The 16,432-nt window shown below is 65.5% G+C and carries 12 protein-coding genes; 6 read left to right on the plus strand and 6 right to left on the minus strand.

The window, feature by feature from the left end; translation table 11 throughout:
* Window position 1: 1 nt before the first annotated feature.
* Both M3I54_RS31635 and M3I54_RS31640 read right to left on the minus strand, forming a co-directional pair.
* Window positions 2-1,165, minus strand: a complete 1,164-nt coding sequence (locus M3I54_RS31635) for an ABC transporter permease (protein ID WP_254343061.1) — start codon at window positions 1,163-1,165, stop codon at window positions 2-4.
* A gap of 237 nt (window positions 1,166-1,402) precedes the next feature.
* Entirely contained in the window at window positions 1,403-2,464 is a 1,062-nt protein-coding gene (locus M3I54_RS31640) for a sugar ABC transporter substrate-binding protein (RefSeq protein ID WP_254343062.1), read from the minus strand.
* A 275-nt stretch (window positions 2,465-2,739) separates the two neighbouring features.
* On the opposite strand from M3I54_RS31640, the gene M3I54_RS31645 reads away from it, so the two are divergent.
* From M3I54_RS31645 to M3I54_RS31660, 4 genes are all read left to right on the plus strand, one after another.
* Complete coding sequence (locus M3I54_RS31645) at window positions 2,740-3,630, plus strand: MurR/RpiR family transcriptional regulator (RefSeq protein ID WP_254343063.1); 891 nt, start codon at window positions 2,740-2,742, stop codon at window positions 3,628-3,630.
* Window positions 3,623-4,645 carry an inositol 2-dehydrogenase gene (gene iolG / locus M3I54_RS31650; protein WP_254343064.1) on the plus strand — a complete coding sequence of 341 codons (1,023 nt, stop codon included), beginning with the start codon at window positions 3,623-3,625 and terminating at the stop codon, window positions 4,643-4,645. The genes M3I54_RS31645 and iolG overlap by 8 nt, the downstream gene beginning before the upstream one ends.
* Before the next feature lie 47 nt (window positions 4,646-4,692).
* Window positions 4,693-5,748 carry a Gfo/Idh/MocA family oxidoreductase gene (locus tag M3I54_RS31655; RefSeq protein ID WP_254343065.1) on the plus strand — a complete coding sequence of 352 codons (1,056 nt, stop codon included), beginning with the start codon at window positions 4,693-4,695 and terminating at the stop codon, window positions 5,746-5,748.
* A gap of 118 nt (window positions 5,749-5,866) precedes the next feature.
* On the plus strand, window positions 5,867-6,094 hold the full coding sequence (locus M3I54_RS31660) for a sulfurtransferase TusA family protein (protein ID WP_028208042.1): 228 nt from the start codon (window positions 5,867-5,869) through the stop codon (window positions 6,092-6,094).
* 92 nt (window positions 6,095-6,186) lie between these two features.
* Here M3I54_RS31660 and galU read toward each other — a convergent pair whose 3' ends face one another.
* Entirely contained in the window at window positions 6,187-7,068 is an 882-nt protein-coding gene (galU, locus tag M3I54_RS31665) for a UTP--glucose-1-phosphate uridylyltransferase GalU (protein ID WP_233881131.1), read from the minus strand.
* A 79-nt stretch (window positions 7,069-7,147) separates the two neighbouring features.
* Window positions 7,148-10,015 (minus strand): valine--tRNA ligase, encoded by a 2,868-nt coding sequence (locus tag M3I54_RS31670; RefSeq protein WP_254343066.1) that lies wholly within the window; start codon window positions 10,013-10,015, stop codon window positions 7,148-7,150.
* Between the two features lie 270 nt (window positions 10,016-10,285).
* On the opposite strand from M3I54_RS31670, the gene M3I54_RS31675 reads away from it, so the two are divergent.
* The gene (locus M3I54_RS31675; protein ID WP_254343067.1) at window positions 10,286-12,667 is read left to right on the plus strand and encodes a UvrD-helicase domain-containing protein; all 2,382 of its coding nucleotides are present in this window, start codon (window positions 10,286-10,288) and stop codon (window positions 12,665-12,667) included.
* A gap of 43 nt (window positions 12,668-12,710) precedes the next feature.
* On the plus strand, window positions 12,711-13,529 hold the full coding sequence (locus tag M3I54_RS31680; protein ID WP_254343068.1) for a 5'-methylthioadenosine/adenosylhomocysteine nucleosidase: 819 nt from the start codon (window positions 12,711-12,713) through the stop codon (window positions 13,527-13,529).
* Window positions 13,530-13,548: 19 nt separating this feature from the next.
* Here M3I54_RS31680 and M3I54_RS31685 read toward each other — a convergent pair whose 3' ends face one another.
* Together M3I54_RS31685 and M3I54_RS31690 are read right to left on the minus strand one after the other, a co-directional pair.
* On the minus strand, window positions 13,549-15,447 hold the full coding sequence (locus M3I54_RS31685) for a propionate--CoA ligase (protein WP_254343069.1): 1,899 nt from the start codon (window positions 15,445-15,447) through the stop codon (window positions 13,549-13,551).
* A 212-nt stretch (window positions 15,448-15,659) separates the two neighbouring features.
* Entirely contained in the window at window positions 15,660-16,295 is a 636-nt protein-coding gene (locus M3I54_RS31690) for a hydrogenase maturation protease (protein ID WP_254343070.1), read from the minus strand.
* Window positions 16,296-16,432 lie beyond the last annotated feature (137 nt).

The following is a 16,432-nucleotide window of genomic DNA, read 5'->3' on the forward strand; positions in this document are numbered from 1 at the left end:
CTTACGATTGCGCGACGCGGCGGCGCACATAGTGATTGAAGAGCACGGCAATGAGCAGCATCACGCCGAGGAACACGCGGAACCAGTCCGAATCGATGTTCGTGTAAGTGATGCCGATCTGCACGACGCCGAAGATAAGCGCGCCGAACGCCGCACCGATCACCGAGCCATAGCCGCCCGTGAGCAGCGTGCCGCCGATCACCGCGGCGATGATCGCTTCGAACTCCTTCTGGAGACCACGGTCGGCAGCGGCCGAACCGATGTCGGACACTTGCAGCACGGCGAAGAGGCACGAGCAGAACGCGGTGAGCATGAACAGCGAGATCTTCACGCGCTTCACCGGCACGCCCACGTTCTTCGCGGCATTTGAGTCGCCACCCACGGCGAGTATCCAGTTGCCGTAGCGCGTCTTGGCGAGCACGAATGCGCCGACTGCCACGAGCGCGAACCACCAGAGAATCACCTTCGGCACGCCGGGCACGAGCGGCTGGCCGTTGTCGAGCATCTTGCCGATGCCGATATGCGCGAGCGCCGCGAACAGGCCCTTGAACGCCGTGCCGTGAAAGAGCAGGTTGGTCACGAAGTCGGCTTTGGCCACGTCGCCCACGCCCGAGACGATCGTGCGGTCGGCGAACATGATCGAGAGCGCGAGGGTCAGGCCGCGCAGAATGAAGAGGAACGCGAGCGTGACGATGAACGATGGCAGCCGCGTGCGCATCACGAGGTAGCCGTTGAGCGCGCCGAGCGCGGTACAGCCCACGAACGCGAACAGAATGGAAAGCGCGATGGGCCAGTGGAAGTACATCGTGGGGATCGCCACCATCATGCCGGCGAAGCCGATCATCGAGCCGATGGAGAGGTCGAACTCGCCGGCGATCATCAGCAGGCACGCGCCGACGCTCAGGATGCCAAGGTAGGCGGCGACCTGGGACCAGTTCATCACGCCGTCGAGATCGAACATGCCTGAGCCGCCCGCGCCGATCGCAAAGACGGCGAAGACCAGCACGGCGCCGGAAATCGCGGCGAATTCGGGGCGGCCGAGCAGATGGCCGAACCACGATTCGCGGCGCACGCGTTCGTCGCTGGCGCCTGGCTGCGGCGCGGGCGCGTCTTGCGCGCCGTCTTCCTGAGCGTGCGAGGGGAAGTGTTTGCCGGCTACACCCATGATGTCTCCTGTATCGACCAGAGTTGGTGCTTTAGCGCCTTACGCTGGTCCTATGCAAGGCGATCGGCCGTGGCGGGCGCGTTCGCACCTGCATTGGCTCAAATGCCCGAGCGCGTTCCCCGCAAGCAACTGCCTTGCAGTAAAAGCAACACGGTGAATGGCGCGCGGCGAGGCTGGCGAGAGGCGATGGGCATCGGAAGATGCTAGCCACCGCCGCGCGTGGCTGACGAAAAATGCTTAGCGGTACTGACCTGCGTATTTCACGACCTTGTCGAGATTCTCCTTGGTGATGAAGCCCGGACCCGAGCGGATATTCTTCGGGCCGTACGAGGGCTGCAGGCCATAGGTTTCAAGGCGCTGCTTGAACTTCGGGTTCGCTTCGAGAATCTGGCGGATCTTCTGCGGGTCCGTGGTGTGCTCCTTCTTCACGATCGCGAGTACGGCCACAGGGATATAGCCCTGCAAGTACGGCTGCTGGTCGATTGCGAACTGGATGGTGCCCGCGCGGATCGCCTTGGCAATGTCATCCGAGAAGTCGAACGTGCAGAAGTAGATCTTGCCCGCGAGGCCCATCTGCTCGACCGCCTTGAGCGTGGCGGCCGCCGGCACGGGCCCAAGCGTGAGGATCGCGCCCGTGTTCGGATGGTTGCGCAGATACGCGCTCACCTTCGACTGGATTTCCGTCGGGTCCTGGCCGGAGTCGATCGTCGAGGTTTTGTAGTCCACGCCGAGCGCATCGGCAAAGCCGCGGCAGCGTTCGAACGACACGGCGTTGGTCGCGAAGTGATTCACGCACAGGAACGACTTCACGCCCGCAGCCTTGGCCTTCTCGCCGGCTGCGTGGCCCGCCACATATTCAGGCTGACCCACGTGCATGATCGCGCCGAGCTTCGCGCTCTGTTCCTCGGTGCCCGAGTTGATCGTCACGAGCGGGATCTTCTTTTCCGTGACCTTGCCGATGGAGCTCTTGAGCACGTCGTAGTCGGCAATGGTGACGATCACGCCGTCGTAGTTGCGCGCGGCGGCCTGTTCGATCAGGCGCGACATGTCGGCGATGTCGCCATTAGGCGGATTGCGGTAGTCGGTCTCGACGTTCCAGTCTTCGTCGGCCTGCTTGATGGCGTTCTTGATCGTGTTCCACCATGAGTCGGAATCGGGCGCGTGGCTGATCAGCACGAAATGCGCGTCGGCGGCTTGTGCCGTTTGCGCGCTGAGCACGCTCGCACCGGTCAGCCCGGCTGCCAGCGCGAGCACTGCGGCCAACTTTCGGAGCATGGTCTTGCCCTTGCGTTGAGTCATTGTCTCCACCTTTCTCGGTCTGTCGTTCGTTCTTGGGGTGATTGCCGCAGCCGCGCTTTTTACATGCCGCCTGTTACATGCACCAGCTGCCGCGCTCATCGACAAGAGTAGGACATCGCCTCGCGACTTGCAACGAAAATTTCATTGCAAATAAAAATGGAAAATCTGTTCCATTCATGTGACACGCTGCCTATAATCGGCTCCGTCGGCATGCCGTGGAATCGAGGCCTGGTAAGGCTTTGCGGCAGTGCGGCAACTAGCCAAGGAAAACAATCATGGCGGATGACACAACCGACGCCGTAGCGGGCGTAGACGAATTGATGCAGCGCATCGCGCGGGATTACGAGGCGCTGCCGCGTCAGCTGAAAAGCATCGCGACCTACATCGAGCAGCACCGCGCGAGCGTGATGATGGATCGCACGAGCGACATTGCCGCGAGTTGTGGCGTCCATCCTTCGGCGGTGGTGCGCTTTGCGCAGCGCTTCGGTTTCTCGGGCTTCTCCGACCTGCAGGCCGTGTTCCGTCAGGCGTACGCGGGGCAGGGCGCCTCGGCCACGAGCTATCAGCAGCGCATTCGCCAGCTGATCGACGCCAAGGAGGGCGAGGCGAGCCCGGACATGGGCGGCGCCGTGGCGCGCGAGTTCATCGGCGCGTGCCGCAGCGGGCTCGACGAACTCGAAGCCGGCCTCGACGGCGCGCAGTTCGACGAGGCCGTGAAGATGCTCGAGCAGGCGGACAACATCTACGTGATCGGCGTGCGCCGCTCGTTTCCGGTGGCGAGCTACATCGTCTATGCCTTGCAGCACACGCGCAAGCGCGTGCACCTCGTCTCGGGGCTCGGCGGCATGTATCACGAACAGATTCGCGGCGTGAAGAAGGGCGACGTAGTGATCGCCATCAGCTTCGCGCCCTACGGCAAAGAGACGCAATACTGCCTGCGCGTGGCGCAGCAGCATCACGCCAAAACGCTCGTCATCACCGACAGCCAGCTCTCGCCGCTCGCGCGCCACGCGAACGCGCAACTCTATGTGAAGGAGGGGAGCGCGTTCGCGTTCCGCTCGCTCACCAGCACCTTCTGCCTGTGCCAGGCGCTGTTCATTGCGCTTGCGTACCGGCTCGAACTCAACGTGGAAGAATCGACCGACACCGGAGGATACGATGATTAGTGCAGCAAGCGGCGCAGCGCAAACGCTGGATGTGGCGGTATTCGGCGCGGGGCGCATTGGCCGCATTCATGCGGGGAATCTCGCGCGCCAGCCGGGCGTGCGTCTCAAGTATGTGATCGATGTCAATCGCGAAGCCGCCGCCGCGCTCGCCGCACAGCACGGCGCACAGGTCGTGGACGTCGACGCCGCGTTCGGCGACGCTTCGATCGGCGCCACGGTAATCTGCTCGAGTACCGATACGCACTCCGAACTGATCCTGAAGTCGGCTGCGGCGGGCAAGCATATCTTCTGCGAAAAACCCGTCGACCTGACCATCGAGCGCGCACGCGCCTGCGCAGAAGCGGTTCAGCGCGCGGGCGTTGTGGCCATGATCGGCTTTCAGCGCCGCTACGATCCCACGTTCGCCGCGCTCAAGACGCGCCTCGACGCAGGCGAGATCGGTACGCCGGAAATGCTGATCGTCACGAGCCGCGATCCGGGCGCGCCGCCGGTGGAGTACATCAAGCACTCGGGCGGCATCTTCAAGGACATGCTGATCCACGACTTCGACATCTTCCGCTGGATCCTCGACGACGAAGCGTTGAGCGTGCATGCCACGGGCAGCTGCCTGTCCGACCCGGCGATTGCCGACGCGGGCGACATCGATTCGACGGCGGTGACGATCCGCACGAAGCGCGGGCGCCTTTGTCAGATCAACACGGCGCGGCGCGCGGCCTATGGCTACGACCAGCGCTTCGAGGTGCTGGGCAGCGAGGGCATGCTGCAGGCGGGCAACATGAAGCCGACCGAAGTGGTGGCGTGGTCGAAGACCGCTGTCGCGCAGGACGTGCCCGAGGCGTTCTTCCTCGAGCGCTATCGCGCAGCCTACGCGCGCGAAATGGCGCATTTTCACGAAGCGGTGACGCAGGGCGCGCCGGTGCGCACGTCGGTCGCCGACGGCCTGAAGGCGCTGGAGTTGGCCGAAGCCGCCTCGCTGTCGTGGCGCGAGGGCCGTGTGGTGAAGCTGGGCGACTGAAACGCATCAAGCGCAGATCAAGCGCGGATCGAGCGAGGAGAGCAAGGATGCAGGCAATCGATCGTGCCCAGCCGTTGCGCGTGGGCGTGGCGGGACTTGGGAGGTTGGGGCGGCGGCATGCGCAGAACCTGGCGTATCGCGTGCCGGGCGCGACGCTGGCGGCCGCGTGCAGTCCGCTCGAAGCGGATCTCGCGTGGGCGCGCGAGGCGCTGCCCGCCGCGCGGCTGTATGGCGAGTACGCCGACCTGCTGGCGGATCAATCGGTCGATGCGGTGTGGCTCGTCACGCCTTCGGCCTTGCACGCCGGGCAGATCGTGCAGGCGCTCGAAGCGGGCAAGCATGTGTTTTGCGAGAAGCCGCTCTCGCTCGACGTGGCCGAATGCGAGCGGGTGGTGAACCTGTCGCGTCGTCATACTGACCGCCAGGTGACCATTGGCTTCATGCGCCGCTTCGATCCGAGTTATCAGGATGCCTATGCAAAAGTGCAGGCGGGCGCGATCGGCAAGCCGTTCATGGTGCGCTCGCAGACCTGCGATCTCAACGATCCGGAAGGCTTTTTCGTGCGCTTCGCGCCGAGTTCGGGCGGCATTTTCCTCGACTGCACGGTCCACGACATCGACGTCGCGCGCTGGCTGCTCGGCAAGCCGCGCGCCACGCGTGTGTACGCCGCGGGCGCGATCGCGCTGCACGATGGCCTGCGCGAATCGGGCGACGTGGACAACGGCGTGGCGATTTGCGAGTTCGAGGGCGGGCGTCTCGCGATGTTTTACGCCTCGCGCACGATGGCGCACGGCAACGACACATCGAGCGACGTGATCGGCACGGCGGGCGCGCTGGCGATAGGCCGTATTCCGCGCGCGAATCGCGTCGATGTCTACGACGCGACGGGCGTGCGCAGCGTTTGCACGCCCACGTTCTTCGACCGTTTCGAAGAGGCGTTCCTGATCGAAGCACAGGCGTTCGTCGCGGAAGTCGCGGCGCGCAATGCTGGTGGAGCGCAGAGGGCGAGCCTTGGCGCGACGCTCGAAGACGCCCTGGAGGCTACGCGCATCGGCCAGGCGCTGCGCGAATCGCTGCATACGGGGGCTGCGGTCACGCTGTAAACCGTGCCGTGATCGGGACGCAAGCGGCGGCTGGCGTGGCTGCGGTAAAATCGGTGCTATTGCCAGCGCCGTCTCACGCCGCGACGGTGCGCCACCGAAGGATCCAACCCCGATGCAGATTCAGGTTCACAAGGAAGTGGATGCGCGCGGGCTGAACTGCCCGCTGCCGATCCTGCGCGCCAAGAAGGCGCTCGCCGACATGGAAAGCGGCCAGATCCTCAAGGTCCTCGCGACCGATCCGGGTTCGCAGCGCGATTTCGCCGCGTTCGCGAAGCAAACCGGTAACGAGATCGTGGAAAGCTCGCAGCAGGACAAGACGTTCGTGTTCCTGATGCGCCGGCGCTAAGCGCATCGGCAAAAAAAATGGCCCGCATGAGTGTGAAAACTCGTGCGGGCCATTTTCATGTGTGCGGTGCGGAAATCTTAACCGGGGGCGCCCTAGCCTTCCAGCACCGGCTTGCGCGTACGCAGATACTCGTCGAAATCCGCGCCGACTTCCGGGTGACGCAGCGCGAACTCCACCGTCGCCTTCAGGTAGCCGAGCTTGCTGCCGCAGTCGAAGCGCGTGCCGTGGTACTTGTAGGCGAGCACTTGCTCGTCGGCGAGCAGCGACTGGATCGCGTCGGTGAGCTGCAACTCGCCGCCCGCGCCCGGCTTGATCGCCTTCAGATGCTCGAAAATGCGCGGCTTGAGCACGTAGCGGCCGACCACGCCGAGGTTCGACGGTGCGACTTCGGGCGCCGGCTTCTCGACGATGCCCGAGAGCTTGACGATCGAATCTTCCCACTCCTTGCCGTCGACAATGCCGTACGAACGCGTTTCCGAGGGCGGAATCTCTTCCACGCCGAGCACCGAGCTATGGTAGTGGTCGAACACCTCGACCATCTGCTGCATGACGGGCGGCGTGCCATAAAGCAAGTCGTCCGCGAGAATCACGGCGAACGGGTTGTCGCCCACGAGCTTTTCCGCGCACAGCACGGCGTGGCCAAGGCCGAGCGCCTCGGGCTGACGCACGTAGAAGCAGTCGACGTTGTTCGGCTTGATGTTGCGCACCAGTTCGAGCAGCTTGGCTTTGCCGCGCGCTTCGAGTTCGGCCTCGATCTCGTACGACTTGTCGAAATGGTCCTCGATCGCGCGCTTGCTGCGCCCGGTCACGAAGATCATTTCAGTGATGCCCGCAGCCACGGCTTCTTCGACCGCGTACTGGATGAGCGGCTTGTCGACCACAGGCAGCATTTCCTTCGGGCTTGCTTTCGTGGCCGGAAGGAAGCGCGTGCCGAGGCCCGCTACCGGGAATACCGCTTTTGTCACTTTCAGCATGTCTTTAGTCCCTGTCCTGGTGCTCGTGTGACGCCGCGGGTGCAGCGTCACGCGCTACAGCCTTTGGCCGATATGGCGCTCAGGCCGACAACCGCGCGAGTTGCGCGGTCAGCTTGTCCAGCGTTGCCTGGTATTCTGCCAGCCTTTTCTGCTCCTGCTCAACGACTGTGGGCGGCGCTTTCGCTACAAAACTGTCATTTCCGAGCTTGGCCTTGCACTTCGTCACCTCATTGGTGAGGCGGGCGATTTCCTTCGACAGGCGTTCGCGCTCGGCGGCGACATCGATCTCCACCTTCAGCACGAGCTTGTCCGTTCCCACGATAGCAACTGGCGCGCCTGCCGAGGCTGCGTCGAGCGCCGTTTCGTCGGCGATGATCTGGACCTCCGAAAGCCTTGCAAGCGCCTGCGCATAGGGCGCGAACGTCGCGAGGCGCCCGGCGTTGCCCGTGGCGAGCAGCGGCACCTTGGTGGCGGGCGAGAGGCCCATTTCGCCACGCAGGTTGCGGCACGCGTCGATCACGGCCTTCAGGTCGGCGGCCCACTGTTCCGCGGCTTCGTCGATCTTCTTCGCTTGCGCTATCGGGTAACGCTGCACCATGATCGATGCTGCGCCTTCGGCGGCGCCCTCGGGGTACGCGTCGGTGAGCGGCGCCACCTTCTGCCACAGCGCTTCGGTGATGAACGGAATCACCGGGTGCGCGAGGCGCAACACCGTTTCCAGCACGCGCAGCAGCGTGCGGCGCGTCGCGCGCTGCTGCTCGGGCGTACCCGTCTGGATCTGCACCTTCGCCAGTTCCAGATACCAGTCACAGTATTCGTCCCAGACGAACTTGTATATGGCGTTGGCCACGTTGTCGAAGCGATAGTCCGCGAAGCCCTTCGCGACTTCGGCCTCCACGCGTTGCAGGAGCGAGACGATCCAGCGGTCGGCCTGCGAGAAGTCCGTGTAGCCGCCGGGGCCGCAATCGCCCGGCTGGCATGCGCCCGGTTTGCTGAAGCCGCAGTCGTGGCCTTCGCAGTTCATCAGCACGAAGCGCGTGGCGTTCCAGAGCTTGTTGCAGAAGTTGCGATAGCCTTCGCAGCGCGCGAGGTCGAAGTTCACGTTGCGGCCGAGCGTGGCCATGGAAGCCATCGTGAAGCGCAGCGCGTCGGTGCCGAACGCGGGAATGCCGTCCGGGAACTCCTTGCGCGTCTTCTTTTCGATGGTCGCGGCCTGCTTGGGATTCATGAGGCCGGTCGTGCGCTTCCCGACCAGCGCTTCCAGTTCGATGCCATCGACGATATCGATCGGGTCGAGCGTGTTGCCCTTGCTCTTCGACATCTTCTGGCCTTCGGCGTCGCGCACGAGGCCGTGCACGTACACCGTGTCGAACGGCACCTTGCCGGTGAAGTGCGTGGTCATCATGACCATGCGCGCCACCCAGAAGAAGATGATGTCGAAGCCCGTGACCAGCACGGAAGAGGGCAGGAATGCCTTCAGTTCAGGCGTCTCCTGCGGCCAGCCGAGCGACGAGAACGGCACGAGCGCCGACGAGAACCACGTGTCGAGCACGTCTTCGTCGCGCTTCAATGCGCCCTTGTAGCCCTTGGCTTCGGCCTGTGCGCGCGCTTCTTCCTCGTTCTTCGCAACGAAGATCTCGCCGTTCTCGCCGTACCATGCCGGGATCTGGTGGCCCCACCAGAGCTGGCGCGAAATGCACCAGTCCTGGATGTTCTCGAGCCACTGGTAATAGGTGGTCGTCCAGTTTTCCGGCACGAACTTGATCTGGCCGCTGCGCACCACGTCGAGCGAGGTTTCGGTGATCGACTTGCCGGGGTTGAAAGTGCCCTCGGGTGCGGGCTTCGTCATCGCCACGAACCATTGGTCCGTGAGCATCGGCTCGATCACCACGCCCGTGCGGTCGCCGCGCGGCACCATGAGCTTGTGCGGCTGGACCGAGTCGAGCAGACCCAGCGCCTCGAAGTCGGCCACGACGTGCTTGCGCGCCTCGAAGCGGTCGAGACCGCGGTATTTGGCGGGTGCGTTGTCGTTGATCCTGGCGTCGAGCGTGAGGATCTCGATCATCGGCAGGCCGTGGCGCTGGCCCACCTGGTAGTCGTTGAAGTCGTGCGCGGGCGTGACCTTCACGACGCCCGTGCCGAACTCGCGGTCCACGTATTCGTCGGCGATGATGGGGATCTCGCGGTCCGCGAGCGGCAGCTTCACGGTCTTGCCGATCAGGTGCGCGTAGCGCTCGTCTTCCGGGTGCACCATCACGGCCGTGTCGCCGAGCATGGTTTCCGGGCGCGTGGTCGCGACCGTGAGGTGGCCCGAGCCGTCCGTGAGCGGATAGCGCAGGTGCCACAGGTTGCCGTTTTCTTCTTCGCTCGCCACTTCGAGGTCCGAGACGGCGGTGAGCAGCACCGGGTCCCAGTTCACGAGGCGCTTGCCGCGGTAGATCAGGCCCTGCTCATACAGACGCACGAACACGTCGCGCACGGCGGCCGACATCTTGTCGTCCATCGTGAAGTACTCGCGCGACCAGTCGATCGACGCGCCCAGGCGGCGCACCTGGCCCGTGATGGTCGAGCCCGACTGCTGCTTCCATTCCCACACGCGCTCGACGAACTTCTCGCGGCCCAGGTCGTGGCGCGAGATCTTCTGCGCGTCGAGCTGGCGCTCGACCACGATCTGCGTGGCGATGCCCGCGTGGTCCGTGCCCGGCACCCACAGCGTGTTGTCGCCGAGCATGCGGTGGTAGCGCGCGAGGCCGTCCATGATCGTCTGGTTGAACGCGTGCCCCATGTGCAGCGTGCCGGTGACGTTGGGCGGCGGCAACTGGATCGAGAAATTGTTGCGGCCGGGCTCGAAGGTCGCGGCGGCGTAGCCGCGACGCTCCCATTCGGGGCCCCAATGGGCCTCGATCGTCTGGGGCTCGAAGCTTTTCGCTAGCGTGCTGTCGCTCATGGGTGGAATCTGCCGAAAAAAGGATGCGGAAACGTTCGATTATAAGGGGAAGTCCTGTCGGAGCCGACGCGCCAGCCGAGGTGGGGCGGTGCGCGGGCCAAGGTGCGGGCCGCAGTGTGGGCGGTCTGCGCGCGAGGCGCACCCCGCCCGGGTCGCCCGAGCCGCCGCGTGCGCGCGCACTTATAATGGCGCTCTGCCATTCAACGGCGTGCCTTTGCCGCGCGCCACGTCCCTGGGGTCCCGCCCTGGGGTCACGCTCCTTTTCAGCCCATGCCCGAACTGCTCGCGAACCTGAACCCCGAACAACTCGCCGCCGTCACGTTGCCCAACGAACCGGCGCTCATTCTGGCCGGGGCCGGCAGCGGCAAGACGCGCGTGCTGATCACGCGCATTGCGTGGCTGATCCAGCAGGGCATGGCCTCGCCCTCGACCATCCTGGCCGTGACCTTCACGAACAAGGCCGCGCGCGAAATGATGGGGCGCCTCCAGGCGCTCCTGCCCATCGACACGCGCGGCATGTGGATCGGCACGTTCCACGGCCTGTGCAACCGCATGCTGCGCGCGCATTTCCGCGACGCCGGCCTGCCGCAGACCTTCCAGATCCTCGACACCGCAGACCAGCTTTCGGCCATCAAGCGTCTGATGAAGGGCCTGAACGTCGACGACGAGAAGTACCCGCCCAAGAACCTGCAGTACTTCATCAACAACGCGAAGGAGCAGGGCCTGCGTCCGAAAGACGTGGACGTGAGCGACGACTTCAACCGCAAATTCGTCGAACTCTACGAGGCCTACGACCAGCAGTGCCAGCGCGAAGGCGTGGTCGACTTCGCCGAACTGCTGCTGCGCTGCTACGAACTGCTCGCGTACAACCCGCCGCTGCGCGCGCACTATCAGGGGCGCTTTCGCGACATTCTGGTGGACGAGTTCCAGGACACCAACAAGCTCCAGTACGCGTGGCTCAAGCTGCTCGCGGGGCCGGGCAACGCGATCTTCGCGGTGGGCGACGACGACCAGTCGATCTACGCGTTCCGCGGTGCGAACGTCGGCAACATGCGCGACTTCGAGAACGAGTTCCGCGTGAAGCACATGATCAAGCTGGAGCAGAACTACCGTTCGCACGGCCATATTCTCGATGCGGCCAACTACCTGATCGCGCATAACTCGCGGCGTCTGGGCAAGAATCTGCGCACGGATGCGGGCCACGGCGAGCCGGTGCGGGTGTACGAGGCGGCGACCGATTCGCAGGAGGCGGGCTGGATCGTCGAGGAGATTCGTGCACTCATCAACCAGGGGCTCGCGCGCAACGAGATCGCCATTCTTTACCGTAGCAACGCGCAGTCGCGCACGATCGAGCACACGCTCGTGAACGCGGGCGTGCCGTACAAGGTGTATGGTGGCTTGCGCTTCTTCGAGCGTCAGGAGGTGAAGCATGCGCTCGCGTATCTGCGCCTGATCGACAATCCGAACGACGATACGGCGTTCGCGCGTGTCGTGAATTTCCCCACGCGCGGCATTGGCGCGCGCTCGATCGAGCAGTTGGCAGATGCCGCGCGCCTTTACAACTGCTCGATGGGTGCGGCCATTCCATACGTCACGGGCAAGGCGGGCTCGAGCCTCGGTTCGTTCGCCAATCTGGTCGCGAAGATGCGCGCCGAGACGGCGCAGATGAGCCTGCCGGAAACCGTCGAATACACGGTGCGCATGAGCGGCCTCGCCGAGTTCTATCAGACCGAGCGCGAAGGCCAGGATCGCCTCGAGAACTTGCAGGAACTCGTGACCGCGGCCACGGCGTTCGTGAGCGAGGCGGGCTACGGCCTCGACACGCCCGCGCGCTCGATTCCGCTGCGACCGGGCGCGAGCGCGGTGCCCGAGATCGTCTCGCAGGACGGCGAGATCGAAGTGCTCGACGCGCCCACGATCACCGACCCCGCGCAGAACCCCGACGTCATGACGCCGCTTGCGGGCTTCCTCTCGCATGCGTCGCTCGAAGCCGGCGACAACCAGGCGCAGGCGGGCCAGGACGCCGTGCAGCTGATGACGGTGCACGCGGCGAAGGGTCTCGAATTCACGGCGGTCTTCATCACCGGTCTCGAAGAGGGGTTGTTCCCGCACGAGAACAGCGCGATGGAAGCCGACGGCCTCGAAGAAGAGCGCCGCCTGATGTACGTGGCGATCACGCGTGCGAAAGAGCGGCTCTATATCTCGTTCGCGCAGAGCCGCTTGCTGCACGGCCAGACGCGCTACAACGTGCGCTCGCGCTTTTTCGACGAGCTGCCGCAGGAATCGCTCAAGTGGCTCACACCGAAAGTCGAAGCCGGCGCGCGCTGGGGCGGCCGCTCCGACAACGCCGGCTGGGGCCGCGACTGGTTCTCGCGTCCGGGCGGCGGCAGTGGCGGCAGCAGCGACGGCGGCCGTCGCGAGCGCGACGCCTATATCGCGGACAAGAGCCCGGCGCCGGCGTTCGCCAACGAGCAGCGCGCCGCCGAGACGGGCTTCCGTGTAGGCCAGGGCGTGTTCCACACGAAGTTCGGCGAAGGCACGATCACGGCCCTCGAAGGCAGCGGCACCGACGCCAAGGCGCAGGTGCGCTTCAAGCGTCACGGCGAGAAGTGGCTCGCGCTGGCGGTGGCCAAGCTGCAGCCGGTGGAGTGAGCGCCCGCAAGCCTCAAACGACTCAGACGGAAATTATTCGAAGATGAATCTCTCGACCCAGGCGAGCGGCACGACCGCCCGCCCGCTCGGCGTACTCGCCGCGCTGCCCCAGGAACTCGGCGATCTGATCGCGGCCATGCAGGCCGAATCGGGGGTCGTGACCCGCACGTTTGGGCGGCGGGACTATCACCTCGGCACCGTGCACGGCGCACCCTGTGTGGTGACGCTCGCGCGGGTCGGCAAGGTGGCCGCCGCCGCCACCGCGAGCGCGCTGATCCATGCGTTCGATGTGGAAGCGATCGTCTTTACGGGCGTGGCAGGCGGCGTGGGTTCGGGCGTCCACGTGGGCGACGTGGTCGTGGGCGAAACGCTGCTCCAGCACGACATGAACGCCGAGCCGCTGTTCCCGCGTCACGAGATCCCGCTGCTCGCGCGCTCGCGTTTCGATGCCGATCACGCGTTGGCGCAAGCGCTCGCCGCCGCATGCGAGCGTTTCATCGCGGAGGAGGGGCCGGAGTTGACCGCGCGCTTCAAGGCCGCGTTGCCGCGCTTCGAGACGGCGTTGCCGCAGGTGCATCGCGGGCTCGTGATCAGCGGCGACCAGTTCGTGGCGAGCGCGGCGGCCGTGGGCGCGCTGCGCGCGTTGTTGCCCGATGCGCTCGCCGTCGAGATGGAAGGTGCCGCGATCGCCCAGGTTTGCCACGAGTACGACGTGCCCTGCGCGGTGGTCCGCACGATCTCCGATACCGCCGACGAGCACGCGAGCACCTCGTTCTCGAGCTTCCTTACCGATATCGCGGGCACGTATTCGACGGGCATCCTCAAGCGCTTTCTTGCGGGTTACCGGCCGCTCGCGCGCTGAGCGGGCGCACGCGCCGGCCTCAGCTGCCGCCTGCGCTCACCGCCTCGCGAATCGACTGCAGCGCCGAGGCATCCTCGATGGTCGGTAGATCGCCCGGGTCGCGCCCTTCGGCAAGCGCGGCAATCGCGCGGCGCAGCAGCTTGCCGGAGCGCGTCTTGGGCAGCATCGGCACGAAGTGCACGCGCGCGGGCCGGCCGATCGCGCCGAGCTGGCGGTCCACCGTCGCGGTCAGCGAAGCAGCGAGCTTCTGTGCATCGGCGGGATCGGCTGCCGCGTTCGCGTCGCGCAGCACGACGAAAGCCAGCGCCGCCTGACCCTTCACCGCGTCGTTCACGCCCACCACAGCCACTTCCGCGACTGCCGCGTGCGACGAGATCGCCTCTTCGATTTCGCGCGTGCCGAGACGATGTCCCGCCACGTTGATCACGTCGTCGGTGCGGCCGAGGATCGTCACATAGCCGTCGCTGTCCTGCACGCCCCAGTCGAAGGTCGAATACACCTGCTGGCCGGGCACGCTTTCCCAGTACGTGTTCACGAAGCGCGCGTCGTCGCCCCACACGGTCTGCATGCAGCCGGGTGGCAACGGGTAGCCGAGCGTGATCACGCCTTTTTCGCCTTGCGCGCAGGGCTCGCCCGTATGTTCGTTGCGTAGCACGAGGTCGTAGCCATAGCAGGGCACGCCCGGCGAGCCGAGCTTCTGCGGCAGCGGATCGACGCCGCGCTGGATAGCCAGCATCGGCCAGCCGGTCTCGGTCTGCCAGTAGTTGTCGACGACGGGTTTGCCGAGCGCCTCGGAGATCCATGCGGCCGTGGGCTCGTCGAGCGGTTCGCCCGCGAGAAAGAGCGTGCGCAGGCTCGAAAGATCGGCACAGTGCAGGAGCGCCGGGTCCTGCTTCTTGAGCACGCGAATGGCCGTCGGCGCCGTGAACATCAGGTTGATGCGGTGCTGCTCGACGAGGCGCCACCAGATGCCGCCGTCGGGGCGCACCGGCGTGCCTTCGTACATCACCGTGGTCATGCCCGCGAGCAGCGGCGCATAGATGATGTAGCTGTGTCCCACCACCCAGCCGATGTCCGACGCCGTGAACATGGTGTCGCCGGCGCGTCCTTCGAAGATGTATTCCATCGATGCCGCGAGCGCTACCGCGTAGCCGCCCACGTCGCGCTGCACGCCCTTGGGTTTGCCCGTCGTGCCCGAGGTGTAGAGGATGTACGAAGGCTCGTTCGATTCGAGCCATTCGCAGGGAATCTGCACGTCGTAGTGCTGCTCGCGCAGCGGCTCGTAGTCGACGAGATACGGCGCGTTCAACCGCTCGGGCGCGAGCTGGCGGTCGATCAGCAGCACCTTGGGCGGCGCGAATTCGGCGCGCGCCATGGCTTCGTCCACGAGCGGCGTGTAGTCGATCACCTTGCCGCCACGCGCACCGGCGTCGGCGGTCACGAGCAGCGCGGGCTTCGCGTCGTCGATGCGCGCGGCGAGGCTCGGCGCGGCGAATCCGCCGAACACCACCGAGTGGATCGCACCCAGGCGCGCGCAGGCAAGCATGGCGAACACGGCCTCGGGAATCATCGGCAGATAGATCAGCACGCGCTCGCCGCGCCTGACGCCGAGCGAGCGCATCACGGCGGCCATGCGGTTCACTTCGGCGTGCAGGTCGGCGTAGGTGTAGCGCCGCTCGATGCCGGTCTCGGTCGAGACATAGACGAGCGCGTTCTGGTGCGCGCGCGACGAGAGGTGACGGTCCACGGCGTTGAAGCACAGGTTCGTGCGGCCGCCGCAGAACCAGCGCGCGAACGGCGGGTTCGAGCGGTCGAGCACCTGGTCGAACGGCGTCTCCCAATGGATGCGCTCGGCCTCGCGGCGCCAGAAATCGTCGGGGTTCGCCACCGACTCGCGGTGAAAATCGCGGTAACGCATGACTTACCTTCCTCCCGTGCTGATGGTGCAGGCGGCCGCAGTAACTGGCCTATGCCGTTGGCCGGATCTGGCGCAGTTTTTTAGGATAGTGCAGTGCAATGCGCGCGGGCAACGCGGGTTCTCCCGCGGGTTCTCCCGCAGATTTGCAGGTTCGGGCGCATGCGGCGCGCCCGCTGGGCTCGTGCAAAGCCCGCGCAACCCCTGCGCGGCGCTCAGCCGCGGATTTCGGGATGCTCGAGACGCGGCAGCGGCGTGACACGCCAGCGGCGCAGCCAGAGCCGCGCGGCTTCGACAGTCGCATCGAGCTGTGCGCGCACCGTGCTCGACAAGCACGCGCCGTAACAGTCGCTGCCTTGTGGCTGCACGCCGATCAGCACGATCTCGCGCGGCGAGCGGCCGCTCAACTGCGCGCAGGCGAGCGCGTCGGCGAAGCCCATTCCGGGCCGGCTCGGACGGCGCATGTAGAGGTGTTCGGCGGCCGCATCGCCGGTGCGCACGCGCAGCGCACCCGGCTCGAGCCCGAAATCGATTGCGGTGAGCACGATCAAACGCTGCGTGGATTCGACGACGGGCAAGAGCGCACGGCCGCGCATGCCGGCTTCCACGAGTTCGACCTGCGCGGGGCATTGCCATTTCGCCTTCAGCTGCTCGAGCGCGAGAACGCCTACGCCGGCATCGCCCCATTGAACATTGCCGAGGCCGAGCACGACCACGCGTTGCGGCGCGAGGGCCTGGCGGTTCGCGAGCCCGGCCAGTGCGCGGCGCGCGAAGGCGCGCACCGCGCCGTCGTCGCGCGTTGCCTGCGGTATGTCGCCGATTTCGGGAGGGCGATGTAGGCGAAGGATCACGTTGATGGTTGGTTGTGAGAGTGGGGGAGTAGGAATAATCCGAGTAATTCGACAAACCTCCGTTGATGTGTATCAATCGAGATAGGTTTAATCGTGATAAAGGCGATGATTTGCAATACTCATTGATTCGCTGTCGG

The sequence above is a fragment of the Paraburkholderia sp. CNPSo 3274 genome (assembly GCF_024206475.1).
In the GTDB taxonomy this organism is placed as follows: Bacteria; Pseudomonadota; Gammaproteobacteria; order Burkholderiales; family Burkholderiaceae; genus Paraburkholderia.

What these genes read in the sequence shown, in the direction of transcription:
- M3I54_RS31640 (WP_254343062.1), bottom strand. Translation starts at nt 2,464, where the DNA reads ATGACTCAACGCAAGGGCAAGACCATGCTCCGAAAGTTGGCCGCAGTG.
- M3I54_RS31685 (WP_254343069.1), bottom strand. Translation starts at nt 15,447, where the DNA reads ATGCGTTACCGCGATTTTCACCGCGAGTCGGTGGCGAACCCCGACGAT.
- M3I54_RS31670 (WP_254343066.1), bottom strand. Translation starts at nt 10,015, where the DNA reads ATGAGCGACAGCACGCTAGCGAAAAGCTTCGAGCCCCAGACGATCGAG.
- M3I54_RS31655 (WP_254343065.1), top strand. Translation starts at nt 4,693, where the DNA reads ATGCAGGCAATCGATCGTGCCCAGCCGTTGCGCGTGGGCGTGGCGGGA.
- M3I54_RS31645 (WP_254343063.1), top strand. Translation starts at nt 2,740, where the DNA reads ATGGCGGATGACACAACCGACGCCGTAGCGGGCGTAGACGAATTGATG.
- iolG (WP_254343064.1), top strand. Translation starts at nt 3,623, where the DNA reads ATGATTAGTGCAGCAAGCGGCGCAGCGCAAACGCTGGATGTGGCGGTA.
- M3I54_RS31675 (WP_254343067.1), top strand. Translation starts at nt 10,286, where the DNA reads ATGCCCGAACTGCTCGCGAACCTGAACCCCGAACAACTCGCCGCCGTC.
- galU (WP_233881131.1), bottom strand. Translation starts at nt 7,068, where the DNA reads ATGCTGAAAGTGACAAAAGCGGTATTCCCGGTAGCGGGCCTCGGCACG.
- M3I54_RS31635 (WP_254343061.1), bottom strand. Translation starts at nt 1,165, where the DNA reads ATGGGTGTAGCCGGCAAACACTTCCCCTCGCACGCTCAGGAAGACGGC.
- M3I54_RS31680 (WP_254343068.1), top strand. Translation starts at nt 12,711, where the DNA reads ATGAATCTCTCGACCCAGGCGAGCGGCACGACCGCCCGCCCGCTCGGC.